At 72.5% G+C, this 13972-nt stretch carries 12 protein-coding genes, 1 tRNA gene and 1 pseudogene; 6 read left to right on the top strand and 8 right to left on the bottom strand.

Translation table 11 applies throughout. The annotated features are described in order from the left end of the window. Window positions 1–14 precede the first annotated feature (14 nt). Window positions 15–1628 (top strand): cell division protein FtsZ, encoded by a 1614-nt coding sequence (gene ftsZ, locus H3H34_RS07120; RefSeq protein ID WP_194744568.1) that lies wholly within the window; start codon window positions 15–17, stop codon window positions 1626–1628. Window positions 1629–1658: 30 nt separating this feature from the next. Here the strand turns inward: ftsZ and H3H34_RS07115 are convergent, their stop codons facing one another. From H3H34_RS07115 to queF, 3 genes are read right to left on the bottom strand one after another with little or no spacing between them, the layout of a single operon-like run. Beyond that, a complete protein-coding gene (locus H3H34_RS07115) occupies window positions 1659–2828 on the bottom strand; it encodes a deoxyguanosinetriphosphate triphosphohydrolase (protein ID WP_194744567.1) in 1170 nt (389 codons plus the stop codon). Window positions 2829–2876: 48 nt separating this feature from the next. Next, window positions 2877–4007 carry a CaiB/BaiF CoA transferase family protein gene (locus H3H34_RS07110; protein WP_194744566.1) on the bottom strand — a complete coding sequence of 377 codons (1131 nt, stop codon included), beginning with the start codon at window positions 4005–4007 and terminating at the stop codon, window positions 2877–2879. Window positions 4008–4055: 48 nt separating this feature from the next. After that, complete coding sequence (gene queF / locus H3H34_RS07105) at window positions 4056–4508, bottom strand: preQ(1) synthase (protein WP_194744565.1); 453 nt, start codon at window positions 4506–4508, stop codon at window positions 4056–4058. 78 nt (window positions 4509–4586) lie between these two features. On the opposite strand from queF, the gene H3H34_RS07100 reads away from it, so the two are divergent. From H3H34_RS07100 to H3H34_RS07090, 3 genes and pseudogenes are all read left to right on the top strand, one after another. Next, window positions 4587–4662 (top strand) — tRNA-Thr (locus H3H34_RS07100). Window positions 4663–4882: 220 nt separating this feature from the next. Next, window positions 4883–5095, top strand: a pseudogene (locus H3H34_RS07095) (BrnT family toxin); the annotation flags it as partial. A gap of 26 nt (window positions 5096–5121) precedes the next feature. Beyond that, the gene (locus H3H34_RS07090) at window positions 5122–5409 is read left to right on the top strand and encodes a BrnA antitoxin family protein (protein ID WP_194744564.1); all 288 of its coding nucleotides are present in this window, start codon (window positions 5122–5124) and stop codon (window positions 5407–5409) included. 905 nt (window positions 5410–6314) lie between these two features. Here the strand turns inward: H3H34_RS07090 and H3H34_RS07085 are convergent. Further along, the gene (locus tag H3H34_RS07085; protein ID WP_194744563.1) at window positions 6315–7538 is read right to left on the bottom strand and encodes a tyrosine-type recombinase/integrase; all 1224 of its coding nucleotides are present in this window, start codon (window positions 7536–7538) and stop codon (window positions 6315–6317) included. Window positions 7539–7843: 305 nt separating this feature from the next. On the opposite strand from H3H34_RS07085, the gene H3H34_RS07080 reads away from it, so the two are divergent. Continuing rightward, window positions 7844–8350 (top strand): glycine zipper 2TM domain-containing protein, encoded by a 507-nt coding sequence (locus tag H3H34_RS07080; RefSeq protein WP_194744562.1) that lies wholly within the window; start codon window positions 7844–7846, stop codon window positions 8348–8350. Between the two features lie 63 nt (window positions 8351–8413). Here H3H34_RS07080 and H3H34_RS07075 read toward each other — a convergent pair whose 3' ends face one another. The 4 genes from H3H34_RS07075 to nadA are packed head-to-tail and all read right to left on the bottom strand — an operon-like array spanning window position 8414 to window position 12703. Beyond that, a complete protein-coding gene (locus H3H34_RS07075) occupies window positions 8414–8725 on the bottom strand; it encodes a DUF952 domain-containing protein (RefSeq protein ID WP_328831505.1) in 312 nt (103 codons plus the stop codon). Continuing rightward, window positions 8722–9579 carry a carboxylating nicotinate-nucleotide diphosphorylase gene (gene nadC / locus H3H34_RS07070; RefSeq protein WP_194744561.1) on the bottom strand — a complete coding sequence of 286 codons (858 nt, stop codon included), beginning with the start codon at window positions 9577–9579 and terminating at the stop codon, window positions 8722–8724. The genes H3H34_RS07075 and nadC overlap by 4 nt, the downstream gene beginning before the upstream one ends. Continuing rightward, window positions 9576–11648: a prolyl oligopeptidase family serine peptidase gene (locus H3H34_RS13580; RefSeq protein ID WP_194744560.1), complete on the bottom strand. Its 2073-nt coding sequence runs from the start codon at window positions 11646–11648 to the stop codon at window positions 9576–9578. Before H3H34_RS13580 ends, nadC begins: the two co-directional genes overlap by 4 nt. 44 nt (window positions 11649–11692) lie before the next feature. Next, window positions 11693–12703 (bottom strand): quinolinate synthase NadA, encoded by a 1011-nt coding sequence (gene nadA / locus H3H34_RS07060; protein ID WP_194744559.1) that lies wholly within the window; start codon window positions 12701–12703, stop codon window positions 11693–11695. 67 nt (window positions 12704–12770) lie between these two features. Here nadA and H3H34_RS07055 point away from each other — a divergent pair, with 67 nt between their 5' ends. Then, window positions 12771–13943, top strand: a complete 1173-nt coding sequence (locus tag H3H34_RS07055) for a 3-hydroxyacyl-CoA dehydrogenase (protein WP_194744558.1) — start codon at window positions 12771–12773, stop codon at window positions 13941–13943. The last annotated feature ends 29 nt before the right edge of the window (window positions 13944–13972 follow it).

Genomic DNA, 13972 nt, shown 5'->3' with positions numbered 1-13972 from the left:
GAGGGAGACGAGAGATGCCGTTCGATTTCCAGAAGTCCGGTTTCACCGAGCTGAAGCCGAGGATCACCGTCTTCGGCGTGGGCGGGGCGGGCTGCAACGCCGTCGCCAACATGATCGCCGACGGCCTCGCCGGCGTCGATTTCGTGGTGGCCAACACCGACGCCCAGTCGCTGGCCCTTTCGCCCGCCGAGCGGCGAATCCAGCTCGGGCCGCGCATCACCCAGGGGCTCGGCGCCGGCGCCCGGCCCGAACTCGGCGCTGCCGCTGCCGAGGAGGTGATCGGCGAGATCGACTCGGTGCTCGAGAGCACCCACATGTGCTTCATTGCCGCCGGCATGGGGGGCGGCACCGGCACGGGCGCCGCCCCGGTCGTCGCCCGCGCCGCGCGCGAGCGGGGCGTGCTCACCGTCGGCGTCGTCACCAAGCCCTTCGCCTTCGAGGGCGCGCGGCGGATGCGCGTGGCAGAAGCTGGCATCGCCGAGCTCGAGAAGCACGTCGACACCCTCATCGTCATCCCCAACCAGAACCTCTTCCTCATCGCCTCGCCGCAGACCGGCTTCCGCCAGGCGTTCCAGATGGCCGACCAGGTGCTGAACCAGGGCGTGCGCGGCATCACCGACCTCATGCTCCTGCCTGGCCTCATCAACCTCGACTTCGCCGACGTGCGCACGGTGATGAGCGAGATGGGCAAGGCGATGATGGGCACCGGCGAGGCCTCGGGCGAACGGCGGGCGATCGAGGCCGCCGAGAAGGCCATCTCCAACCCGCTTCTCGACGAGGTCTCGCTGCGCGGCGCCAAGGCCGTCCTCATCAACATCACCGGCGGCGACGACCTCGGCCTCATGGAAGTGGAGGAGGCCGCCCAGCACATCCGCGACATGGTGGACCCCGATGCCAACATCATCCTCGGCTCAGGGTTCGACCCGGCGCTCGAGGGCCGCATGCGCGTCTCGGTCGTGGCCACCGGCATCGAGGGCAACCAGCGGGTGATCCCGGGCCTTGCCGAGACCTTCGCCCGCCCGCAGCCGGGCGCCATGTTCGGCCGCACCGGCGCCGGCATCGGCCGTGCGCAGCCCGGGGCCGGGGAAACCCCGCCGCCGCCGGCCCCCGGGCCGGCCGCGCCGCCGCCCTTCGCGCCGCCCCCGCCGTTCGCCGGCCCCCCGCGGATGGCGCCGGGCAGCACGCCGGCACCTGCGCCGGCGGCCACGCTCGCCCCTGTGCCCGAGGCTGCGCCCGCGCCGGCCGCCCCCTTCCCGGCGGTTCCGGAGGCCGCGCCCGCGCAGGACTCGCCGGCCGCCCCCGAGCCCGCCCCCGAGCCCGCGCCCGCGGCGGCCGAGGCCGAGGACGACATCCTCGATCTCCCCGAGCCGGTCTCGGGCCCGCGGCCGCCCGCCGTCGTCGAGCTGCCGCTCCCCGAGCCCGAGGCACGCCCGGCCTCGCCCGCAGCCCCGGCGCCGGAGGAGGAGCCGGTCCGCAAGCCCACCCTCTTCGAGCGGATGATGAACCTCTCGCGCCGGCCGAAGCCGGAGCCTGCGCCGGTCGAGACGCTCGCGCCCGAGCCGGAGCCCAGGGAGACGGCGGACGACGGGGTCACCATCCCCCCGTTCCTGCGCGTCCAGCGCAACTGAGGGCCGGCCGCGGCCGGCCGGCGCGCGGGCTCAGAAGAGGGCGAGGTCGGCCGGCATCGGGTTGGTGCCGGTGAGCTCGGCGTGGGTGCGGATGGCGTAGCGGTCGGTCATGCCGGCGATGAAGTCGCCGATCACCCGGTCGGCAACGTCGGGGGCCGCTTCTGCGTGGAGCGCGCGCCAGCGGCCCGGCAGCCTTGCCGGGTCGGCCTGCAGCGCCGCGAACAGCCCGCGCACCACCGCGGCCGCCGGCTCGCGCAGAGCCTGGACGCTCGCCGCCTCGTACATCCGCGCGCGCAGGAAGGTTCTCAGCGGCGCGAGCTCTTCCTCCATGCCCGGCCCGAAGGCGACGGTCGCACGGCCGGCCCGGCGGATGTCGTCAGGGAACTCGGGGGAAAGCGCCCGCAGCCGGTCGCGCGTCTCGGCGAGAAGGCTGTCGACCATCGCGCCGATGAGCTCGCGCACCAGCTGGGGCACAAGGAGCCTGCGCCGCGTCTCGCCCGGCCACTCCGCCTTGACCTGCCGCCAGAGTACGCCGATGAGCGGCACTTCGGCCGCCGCCTCCTCCACGTCGACGAGCCCGGCGCCCAGCGCATCGTCGAGGTCGTGGGCGTTGTAGGCGATGTCGTCGGCAAGAGCCGCGAGCTGCGCCTCGAGCGCGGGCCAGCTCTCGAGCTCGAGCGGGAAGGCCGCGTCCACTTCGGCGAGCGCCCAGCCCGGCGTGCCCGTCACGGGGCCATTGTGTTTGGCGAGCCCCTCCAGCACCTCCCAGGAGAGGTTGAGCCCGGCAAAGGCGGGGGTGCGCAGCTCGAGTTCGGCGAGCACCCGGAGCGCATGGCCGTTGTGGTCGAAGCCGCCGACGTGCGCCATGGCCGCCGCCAGCGCCTCCTCACCCGAGTGGCCGAACGGCGGGTGGCCCACGTCATGGCCGAGCGCCACCACCTCGGCGAGATCCTCGTTGACGGCGAGCACGCGGGCAAGCGTGCGGGCGATCTGCGCCACCTCGAGGCTGTGGGTCAGTCGCACGCGGAAATGGTCGCCCTCCGGCGCCACGAACACCTGCGTCTTGTGACGCAGCCGGCGGAAGGCGGTGGCGTGGATCAGCCGGTCGCGGTCGCGGGCGAAGGCGTCCCTCAGGCGCGACGGCGGCTCGGAGTGAAGCCGCCCGCGCGAGCGGGCCGGGTGGCAGGCGTAGGGCACCATGGCTGCCTCCCTGCCAGAGCGGCCCCGCCGAAGCCAGCCGCGCCCGGCCTAGCGGCCGAGCGCTCCGGAAGCGCGCAGCGCCGCGATCCTCCCTTCGTCGTAGCCGAGCTCGGCGAGCAGCGCGTCGGTGTCGGCGCCGGGGGCCGGCTGCGGCGTGGGCATGGCGGTTGCGGTGGCCGAGTAGCGCGGCGCCGGCATGGGCTGCACCATGCCGCCCACCTCCCCGAAGGTGCCGCGCGCCACATTGTGGGGGTGGGAGGGTGCCTCGGCCATGGAGAGCACGGGGGCGAAGCAGACGTCCGTCATTTCCATCAGGCGGCACCAGTGGTCGCGCGGCTGGGTCGCGAACAGCGCCGCCAGCTTCTCCTTGAGCGCCGGCCACTGCGCCTGGTCCATCTGCGCGTCGAACGCGGGGTCGGCATCGAGCCCGGTCAGCCGCCGCAGCTCGGCGTAGAACTGCGGCTCGATCGACCCGATCGCGATGTAGCGGCCGTCGGCGCAGGCGTAGCTGTCGTAGAAGTGGGCGCCGGTGTCGAGCAGGTTCACGCCCCGCTCGTCCTTCCAGGCGCCAAGCCCGCGGAAGCCCCAGATCATGCCCATGAGCACGGCCGCGCCCTCGGTCATGGCGCAGTCGATCACCTGCCCCTCGCCGGTGCCGCGGGCGTGGAGGATGGCCGAGACCATCGCGAAGGCGAGCAGCATGCCGCCGCCGCCGAAGTCGCCCACCATGTTGATCGGCGGGGTCGGCTTGTCGCCGGCGCGGCCATAGGCGTGGAGCGCGCCGGCAAGCGCGATGTAGTTGATGTCGTGGCCCGCGGCGTGGGCATAGGGCCCGGTCTGGCCCCAGCCGGTCATCCGCCCGTAGACGAGCTTCGGGTTGTCGGCGAGCAGCACGTCGGGCCCGAGGCCGAGCCGCTCCATCACCCCTGGCCGCAGCCCCTCGATCAGCCCGTCGGCGGTCTTCGCGAGGTCGCGCACCACCGCGACCCCGTCGGGGGACTTGAGGTCCACCACGATCGAGCGCCGGCTGCGCCCCAGCACGGGCTCGGGCGCCTGCCGGCCCGGCCGGTCCACGCGGATCACCTCGGCGCCATGGTCGGCGAGCATCATGCCGCAGAAGGGCCCCGGGCCGATGCCCGCCATCTCGATGATCCGCACGCCCCGGAGCGGCCCCGCCATTCCCGTCCTCCCTCTCGTTCGCCTGCCTGCTAGCGGCCGGGCCCGTTCTCATCCCCTCCCGCGATAGGGAGGAACGCCCTGGTCCGGCACCCAGAGGCCGGCGGGCGGTGCGCCGGTCTGCCAGAAGACGTCGATGGGGATGCCGCCGCGCGGGTACCAGTAGCCGCCGATCCTGAGCCAGGCAGGCGCCATCTCCTCGGCGAGCCTGCGGCCGATGCCGACGGTGACTGCCTCGTGGAACCCGGCGTGGTTCCGGAAGCTGCCAAGGAAGAGCTTGAGCGACTTCGACTCGACGATCCGGGCGTCGGGCACATAGTCGATGACGAGGTGGGCGAAGTCGGGCTGGCCGGTCACCGGGCAGAGCGAGGTGAACTCGGGGCAGGTGAAGCGCACGAGGTAGGGCACGCCCGGGTGCGGGTTGGGCGGGTAGTCGAGGACGGCGGCCTCGGGCGAGGCGGGCAGGGGGCTTGCCTGGCCGAGGTGGCGGAGCGGGTCGGTCACGCTTGCCGCCTAGTCCGGCCGTGCCTTGAAACCAAGGCCCGCCGCTGGTAGGCCCCTCCTGTCCTCCCGAGGGCCCGGGCCGCTTTAGCTCAGCCGGTAGAGCACATCATTCGTAATGATGGGGTCGTCAGTTCGAGTCTGACAAGCGGCACCATAGTTTCCAGACAGACCGCTGTTTCGACTGGGGTCTTTGGACGGCTTCCGAGCCAGGCCATGCGGCTGCCCCTGGGGCGGCGCCGTCCGAGGCCGGCTGAGGCGGGTTCCACGATACCTTGTGGGGCGGCGGTGCCCCGCCGGTTGCCAGCTTCCCGCTTGGCCCGGGCTTCAGCAAGCCTGGCCTTGTCGCGGGGGTTTCGCGTCGCCACGGGAAATCGGTGGACATCGCGTTCGATCCGGCCAAGGATACCGCGACCATCGCCAAGCACGGCCTGTCGCTGGCCCGGGCGGTCGAGGTCGAGGTTCTGGCCGTGGTGCCGGACGCGCGGTTCGAGGAGCCGCGCTTTCGCCTCTTCGGCCTCATCGACGGCCGGCCGCATTGCACCGCCGTCACGCTGCGCGAAGGGCGGGTGCGGGTGATTTCGCTCCGCCGCGCGCAGGAAGGCGATCAGACGCCATGCCGCGCAGGACTGAGCGTCCGCCCGTGTTCGACGATGACAACCCCGAATGGACGGCGGAGGATTTTGCCCGCGCCCGGCCGGTTTCCGAGTTTCCGGAGCTTGCCGCCGCCTTTCCACGGCGGCCCGGGCGGCCGAAGGGCTCCACGCGCTCGGACAGGCAGCAGGTGGCATTGCGGCTGCCGCGCCATGTGATTGCCCATTTCCGGGCTGGCGGGCCGGGCTGGCAGACGCGCATCGTCGCAACCCTCGAAGGCGCAGTGCGCGAGGCCGAGAAGCAGGGCTAGCGCCGCGTCCGGGGGTGGGGGGGTAGGAACCTTCTGGCGCGGGCTGCTGGAAACCGCCGGCCAGCCGGTTTTAGGCGCGTGGGGAGATTTTCGCCCGGAGCCGGGCTTCCAAGAGGTCCGCGAGGTCCGTGCCCTCGGCCTTGGGCCGGATCAGCTCGGCATGCCGGCCCCCGTCCGTGTCGCGCCGACACAGGGTCCGCGCTGCGTCGAGACCCGGGGCGTCGCTGTCCGCTCAGGCCCGGAGGAACTCGATGCCGGGCAGGATCGGGAACCGCGCCAGCTCTCCGGCCGAGAGCGCGGCCCAGGCGGGGAACCAGGGCCGCCGCCGCGCGCCGCAGGAGGTCCGCAAGCGCCTCGGGGTCGAGGCCCGAGCGCCACGCCGGCGCCTCGACCGCCGCCGCCAGCCCCTCCGGGTTCCCGACAAGGGACGCCATCCGCGCCGCCCGGTCCAAGGCCCTGACATAACTCCGGACTTCCTGCCGGATGGCGACGGCAGCCGGCTCCTGCGAGGGTTCGCCCGGCTGTCCGGAGGCGGCAAGGTCGTGCCCGGCCGGCCGAGTCCGAGCGCTCAGGGCCGCGAGACGCGCGATCTCCCCGGGCCGGAACAGCGTCCACCGCCGATTCTGGCCGGCCGGAGCGCCCCGACCTGGATTCATCGGAAAAGCTTAGCTCTTGAGACGCATAGCCGCTCGCAGCCTGCGCGCACGGTGACGAGCACAACGGCACCTTATCGGAGGTGGGGGGGCATGGCTTACACGGAGCGCGGCTGCCCCGGTGGCATCCCGCCAATCGCGGCAGGAGCGTCCCGCCGCCCGCCCGAAGGACCGTCCCTCGGCGCATCCCGCCCCGGCTCGCGCCGGTCACCCGCGCGCGCCGTGGCGAACATGTCAAGAACGCTCAGCGAGTCAACCGCAGTCTCCGGCCTCCAGCCCCACGCCGCGCAGCGGCACCACCCGGCCCGCTTCGGCCTCGCCGGTGACGAAGGCGGCCCATGCGTCGAGGAGGCTGCGCTTGCGCTCGATCATCGCCGCGCGCTGGTAGGCCCGTTCCACCGCGCCGCCCTCGGGGGCATGGGCAAGGCACGCCTCGGCCACCTCGCGGCTTGCGCCCGTCTCCGCCGCCCATGACCGGAAGGCCGAGCGGAAGCCGTGGACGGTCGCGCCCTTGTGGCCCGCCTCGCGCAGCAGCCTGGCAAGCGCCACGTCGCTCAACGGCTTGCCGCTCGCGGGGCTCGGGAACAGCAGCGGGCAGTCCGGATGCAGCGCCTGCCCCTCCTCCCGGCAGCGTTCGAGGAGCGCCAGCGCCGGCTTCGAGAGCGGCACCAGATGTTCGCGGCGCGCCTTCATGCGGCTGGCGGGGATGGTCCACAGGCCCGCCCCCGCGTCGATCTCGGCCCATTCTGCGCCTCGCGCCTCGCCCGAGCGGCAGGCGGTCAGGAGCACGAAGGCGAGCGCCCGCGCCGCCCAGGTGTCGCGCGCTGCAAGGTGGCGCCCGAAGCCCGGCACCTCAGGTAACGGCAGCATGCCATGGTGCGCCACCTCGCGCCGCACCGAGGGCAGCGCCTCGGCCACCTCCTCCCAGTCGATGCCGCCGCAATGGCCCTGCGCCTTGGCAAGCCGGAGCGTGCCCCGCAGCCGCTCCATGAGCTTGCGCCCCGTCTCCTGCCGCGCGATCCACACCGGTGCGAGCGCGGCCACGATGGTCTTTTCGTCGATGCGGTTGACGCGCCGGCCCATGAGCGCCGGCAGGTGGCGGGCGAACAGCCTGGGCGTTGCCCGCGCCGTGTGGCCGTCTGCGCCGCCCTTCCAGCCCGGCGCTTCCTTGGCGATCCACGCCTCGAGCGCCTGCGCCAGCGTCGGCACCGCCCGCGCGGCCCTGCGCTCGGCCACGGGGTCGCGGCCCTCGGCAATGGCGCGGCGCATTTCGGCGGCCCGCTGCCGCGCCATGGCAAGGGACACGTCAGGCCAGCGGCCAAGGCCGATGTCACGCTGGCGGCCGTCCATGCGCACCCGGAGCACCCAGGAGCGGCTATTGCCCCGCACCCGGAGCGCGAGGCCCGAGCCTGCCCCGTCGAAGTGCCAGCCCTCGCCGGCCGTCTCGACGCGCCGCGCCGAAAGCCGCCTGCCCATGCCCCGCGCCTCCGCCTGTCCACGCAGCGGTCCATACACCTGCATGCGTTTGGTGCATGCCCTGAGTGCGCCGGTCAAACACAACGGAAGTCTAAGACGCTGAAGCCTTTGTCTTCGAGAGACGCGGTGGCACGCGCTGAGACACGGGTCGGTCCCGCCCGCGGCATCACGCCTTCCGTTGCCTGATCCTGGCCTTCCTTCGCGCCGTCCCGCACAGGGCACGCTTGCCCGCAGCTGAACTGGATGTTGCGGCAAATTCAGGGCCCCTGAGGCAGCATGCATGGGCCAACCTGAGGAGACGACCGATGCAACCGAGGATCCTGCGCGCAGCGCTTGCCACCGCCGTTTCCGCGGCGCTTGCCGCACCGGCGCTCGCCGGCCCGCCCGGCTGGGCTCCGGCCCACGGCTGGCGGGAGGCCCGCTGGGATGACCGCTGGGATGACCGGCGTTTCGACCGCCGTGCGTATGAGCGGGGCTTCGAGGATGCGCTGCGCGACCGGCGCTACCGGGTGCGGGGCGACGCGCGAAGCTACGAGGCCGGCTGGCGCGACGGCCTTCGCGAGGCCCGCCGCGATGACCGGCGCTGGCGCGACGCCCGCTGGGACGACCGCCGGGACGGGCGGCGCGACGCCCGCTGGCGCGAGGAATGCCGCCATCGCGACCGCGGCACCGGCGGGCTGGTAGCCGGAGCGGCGCTCGGCGGGCTTGTCGGCAGCCAGGTCGCCCGCGACCGCACCGCAGGCGCCATCGCGGGTGCCGCGGCCGGCGGGCTCATCGGCCGTTCGATCGACCGCAACGACGGTCGCTGCTGACCCGACGCGGGCCGCCCCGGCGGCCCTGCCGACCCCCGGGGAGCGGACCAGACCAACGGGCTCTCAGCCCCCTGCCCGGGGGCGGCACTCCTCGCGGCGAAGCGGGCGGTAGAGGTGGGGGAAGAGCTGGCCGCCGCGCGAGGGCTCGAAGCGCAGCGCCGGGTCCCCGGGCGGAAGGACGACCTCGGCGACGATCAGCCCTGCCTCGCCGGCGAAGTGCTTCGCGAGCGTGCCCTCGAGCTGCTCCTCGGTCGAGAGGTGGATGAAGCCGTCGCGCCGATCGTCGGGCGAGCCGGCGAAGCCCCCATCCTTCTGAAGCGTTTCCCATTCGGCCGCGCGGAACACCTTGAGGAGCGTGACGGAGGCGCGCGTCACGGCGCATAGTCCATGCCGATGTCGGCGGCCGGTGCCGACTGGGTCAGCCGGCCGACCGAGATGAAGGTGACCCCGGTCTCGGCGATGGCGCGGATGGTCTCGAGCGTGACGCCGCCCGAGGCCTCCGTCGGCACCCGGCCGGCGACGAGGGCGACGGCCGCGCGCAGCGTGGGCACGTCCATGTTGTCGAGGAGGAGGCGGTCGGCGCCGGCAGCGAGCGCCTCCTCGATCTGGTCGAGCCGGTCCACCTCGACGGTGATACCGGCAAGCCCGGCGGCCTTGCAGGCAGCGACTGCGGCCCGCACCGACCCGGCGGCGGCGATGTGGTTGTCCTTCACCATCGGCGCGTCGAAAAGGCCCATGCGGTGGTTGGTGCCGCCGCCCATGCGCACGGCGTATTTCTCGAGCGCGCGTAAGCCCGGCAGCGTCTTGCGCGTGTCGAGCAGCGTCGCGCCCGTCCCGGCGATGGCGTCGACATGGGCGCGGGTGAGCGTCGCGATGCCCGAGAGGTGCTGGAGCGTGTTGAGCGCGCTGCGCTCGGCGGCGAGCAGCGCCCGGGCGTTGCCCGAGACGCGCAGGAGCGCCGTGCCGGCCGCGACCGGCGTGCCGTCCTCGGCGAGGGGTTCGCAGCGGCTCTCCGGGTCGAGCGCAGCGAAGAAGCGCGGCACGAGCCACAGGCCGGCCGGAACGAGCGGCTGCCGCGCGGCAAGGACCGCTGAAAGCGTCGCGCCGGCCGGAATGGCTGCCACGGCGGTGATGTCGCCCTCGACCGAAACCCGCCCGCCGAGGTCCTCGGCAAGCGTCGCTGCCACGAAGGCGCCCGCGTCGAACCCGGGAAGCGAGGGCGAGGTCACTTCAGTTCGCGGTTCAGGTAGGCGAGGAACAGCGCGGCGCGATAGGCGCTCTCCTTCAGGTTCGCGACCCCGGCGTGGCCGCCGTCCACATTCTCGTAGTAATAGATGGGGTGGCCGAGCTCCTCCATCCGCGCGGCCATCTTGCGGGCATGACCAGGGTGGACGCGATCGTCCTTGGTGGAAGTGTAGAAGAAGACGCGCGGATAGCGCACGCCGGCGCGGATGTTCTGGTAGGGCGAATAGCGGGAGATGAACGCCCAGTCGTCGGTGTCGGGGTTGCCATATTCGGCCATCCACGAGGCGCCAGCGAGGAGGAGATGGTAGCGGCGCATGTCGGCGAGCGGCACGCCCACCATCGCCCCATCGTAGAGGTCGGGGCGCTGGGTGTAGGCGACGCTTGCCATCAGCCCGCCGTTCGAGCGGCCATGGACGGCGATGCGGCTGGCCAGCTTCCGGCGCTTCAGGTCCTCGGCGATGGCGTGAAGGTCGTCATAGCTCGCCTGCCGCTTCTCGCGCAGCGCCGCCTGGTGCCAGCGGGGGCCGAACTCGCCGCCGCCGCGGATGTTGCCGAGCACATACTGCCCGCCCTGCTCGAGCCACATGATGACGTCGGGGCTCGGATACGCCGGCACCATCGGGATCTCGAAGCCGCCGTAGGCAAAGAGCAGGGTCTTCAGAGGCCCCTTCGTCCCCCTCGGGCGGACGACGAAATAGGGTACGCGCGTGCCGTCCTTTGAGGTCGCGAAGCGCTGCGTGACCTCGAACCGGCTGCCGTCGAAGAAGGCGGGGTTGCGCGCCAGCTCGCGAGGGGGAGTCGTGCCCGAGGCGAGCATCAGCCGGTCGGGCGTGGTGAAGTCGGCAACCGTGAAGGCGAGCGTGTCCCGGGTGTCGGTCGCCAGAAGGGTCACTGCCGAGTTGGGAGGCACGGGCACGTCGCGCACTGCCCAGCCGCCTGCGGTCGGCGTCAGCCGGAGGACCCGCGCGGCGACATTGTCGAGGAGGTGGACGTAGAGGGCCTGGCCGGTCGCCTGCACGTCTCGGATCGCCTGGGTGGGGCCGGGCGTGAACACCCGCTCGACCGGCCCCAGCGGCGTGACGTTCGGGACCGTGTAGGCGACGAGGCTGCCGGCAGGGATGCCCGCGAAGTCCGAGCGGAGCAGGGCGAAGGCGCGGGGGCCCTTGCCGTCGCCGAGGTCGGCGATGAAGCGGAAGTCGGCGTCATCGGGGAGCGGGGCCGGGGCGAGCGACCAGTCGGCCATCAGGTGCAGAAGCTTGCCGGTCCAGAAGGTGACGCGGCGGTCGATGACGTGGCGGCGGCCCTCGCCGGTGCCGAACGCCTGGGGCCACATGCCCATGTCGGTCGCCTCTCCCTCGGCGAGCAGCCGGGCCGAAGCGAAGGGGGTGCCCCGCTCCCACAGCCGCACCTCGCGGGCATAGCCCGAGGTGGTGACGGGCTCTGCCGCAGTCGCCACGAGGAGCCGGTTCTCGTCGAGCCAGGCGACCTGCTGCTTGGCGTCGGGCAGGCGGAAGCCGCCGTCCGCGAGCGGCACGAAGCGGCGCTCCGCGGTGTCGAACTCGCGGATCTCGACCGAATCCTTCCCGCCGACCGACAGGCGGACGAGGCAGCGGCGGACGTCGGGCGGCAGGCACGTCGCGCCGCCCCACTGCCAGTTCCTCTTCTCCTCGGCCTCGAGCGCGTCGAGGTCGAGAAGGGTGGTCCATTCCGGCGCCCCCGCTTCCCACGCCGCGCGGGGGCTCATCCGCCAGAGCCCGCGCACGGCCTTCGCATCGCGCCAGACGTTGAAGACCTGCGTGTCGGTCAGGCCCGAGGGCAGGGCACCGGTTGGCAGCGCCAGACGTCGGGGGTCCTCGAGGATTTCCTGGGCGCGGGCCTGCCACGCGCGGAAGCCGGGCACCGACTCGAGCTCGGGGAGGTAGCGGGCGTTCTCTGCGCGCACCCAGGCAAGCGCCTGCTCGCCCTCCACCTCCTCGAGCCAGAGATGCGGGTCTTCGGCGGCGGGTAGAGGGGCGGCGGCAAGCAGCATCAGGGCAAGAAGGGCCTTTCGCATCCTGCCGCTGCTAGCGGCAACGGCCGCCGGCGGGCAAGGCGCGCTCAGTCGCCGGTGACGGGCGGGTCGGTCTGGGCGGGCGTGAGGTCGGTCGCGGCGCCGCTCGCAATGGCAAGCATCCGGTTCAGGGGCAGGAGCGCGCGCAGGCGCAGGTCCTCGGGCACCTCGATCCGGGGTTCGAGGTCGCGCAGCGCCAGGTAGAGCTTCTCGAGCGTGTTCAGGGCCATGTAGGGGCACATGTTGCAGCTGCAGCGGCCGTCGGCGCCCGGCGCGCCGATGAAGCGCTTGTGGGGGGCGGCCTTCTCCATCTGGTGGATGATGTGCGGCTCGGTGGCCACGATGATGGTCTCGGCCGGGCTCTCCAGCGCGAACTTCAGGATGGCCGACGTGCTCCCCACCATGTCGGCATGGTCGAGGATGTGGGCCGGGCACTCGGGGTGTGCGGCAACCGGCGCCTCCGGGTGGAGCGCCTTCAGCTTGAGCAGCTCGGTCTCGGAGAAGGCCTCGTGGACGATGCAGGTGCCCTCCCACAGCAGCATCTCGCGGCCGGTCTTCCGCGCAAGCCAGGCGCCGAGATGCCTGTCGGGCGCGAACAGGATCGGCCGGTCCTTCGGCAGCGCGTTGATGATCTTCTCCGCGCTCGAGGAGGTCACGATGATGTCGGAGTGCGCCTTCACCGCTGCCGAGCAGTTGATGTAGGTGAGGCTGATGTGGTCGGGATGCGCCGCCCGGAAGGCCGCGAATTCCTCGGGCGGGCAGCTGTCCTCGAGGCTGCAGCCGGCGTCCATGTCGGGGAGCACCACGATCTTCTGCGGCGAGAGGATCTTGGCGACTTCGGCCATGAACCTGACCCCGCAGAAGGCGATGACGTCGGCATCGGTCTCGGCGGCCTTGCGGGAGAGCTCGAGGCTGTCGCCGACGAAGTCGGCGAGGTCCTGGAGCTCGGGCGTCTGGTAGTAGTGGGCGAGGATCACGGCGTTGCGCTCGCGGCGCAGCCGGTCGATCTCGGCCCTGAGATCGAGGCCCCGGAGGTCTTGCGCGGGCGCGATGTTCATGGTCGGGGGTCTCCTCCGCTCTCTCATGTAGGGTGCGGAAGCCTGGAGCAAAAGCGGGGAGGACGGCATGGACGACGTGGAAGCGGCCCTTGCGCACATTGCCGCGGCGGAGGCGAAGGCGCGCGAGGTGGAGGGCATCGGGCCGGAAGTTTCGACGCGGCCGGTCGCGCGCGTCGGCGTGGTGGGCGCCGGCACCATGGGCGGCGGGATTGCCATGACTTTCCTCAACGTCGGCATCCCGGTCACCATCGTCGAGCGCGACGCAGCGGCGCTCGAGCGGGGTGTGCGGGTGATGCGCGGCAACTACGAGCGCTCGGCCGCGCGCGGCAAGCTGACGGGGCAGGAGGTCGAGGCGCGGATGGGGCTGCTGACCCCCGCGCTCGACCTTGCCGCGCTTGCCGACTGCGACCTCGTGATCGAGGCGGTGTTCGAGAACATGGACCTCAAGAAGCAGGTCTTCGGCGAACTCGACCGCGTGGCGAAGCCCGGCGCCATCCTTGCCACCAACACCAGCTACCTTGATGTCAACGCGATTGCCGCGGCCACCGGCCGGCCGGAGGACGTGCTCGGCATGCACTATTTCTCGCCGGCCAATGTCATGAAGCTGCTCGAGATCGTGCGGGGCGCGAGGACCGCGCCCGATGTCTTGAAGACCGCGATCGAGGTGGGCGTGCAGACGGGCAAGGTGCCGGTGGTCGCGGGCGTGTGCCACGGCTTCATCGGTAACCGGATGCTGAGCAGGCGCCAGCAGGCCGCCCAGCAGCTGCTGATGGAAGGGGCGATGCCCTGGGACGTGGACAGGGTGCTGACCGATTTCGGCTTCCCCATGGGCCCGTTCCAGATGTCGGACCTGGCCGGGCTCGACATCGGCTGGAGCCGCGAGACGAGCCGGGGGGAGACCATCCGCGATCGGCTGTGCGAGATGGATCGGCGCGGCCAGAAGACCGGCGCCGGCTTCTACGACTATGACGCCGAGCGGCGCCGCACGCCCTCGCCCGTCGTCGAGCAGCTGATCCGCGACTATGTGCGCGAGAAAGGCGGGACGGTCAGGGAACACACGGCAGACGAGATGCTCGACCGGCTGCTCATGCCGATGGTCGAGGAAGGCAAGGCCATCCTTGCCGAGGGGATCGCCCAGCGCCCGGGCGACATCGATGTCGTCTGGGTCAACGGCTATGGCTGGCCGCGCGCGACGGGCGGCATCATGTGGTGGGCCGGGATCGGCCGCGACCGCCTCTAGTTCGCTCGCGGACTCGACTGCGGCCCGGC

The organism is Thermaurantiacus tibetensis, assembly GCF_015354055.1.
GTDB lineage: Bacteria > Pseudomonadota > Alphaproteobacteria > Sphingomonadales > Sphingomonadaceae > Thermaurantiacus > Thermaurantiacus tibetensis.
The sequence above is the reverse complement of the archived record's forward strand: the minus strand, read 5'-3'. Positions and strand labels throughout refer to the sequence as shown.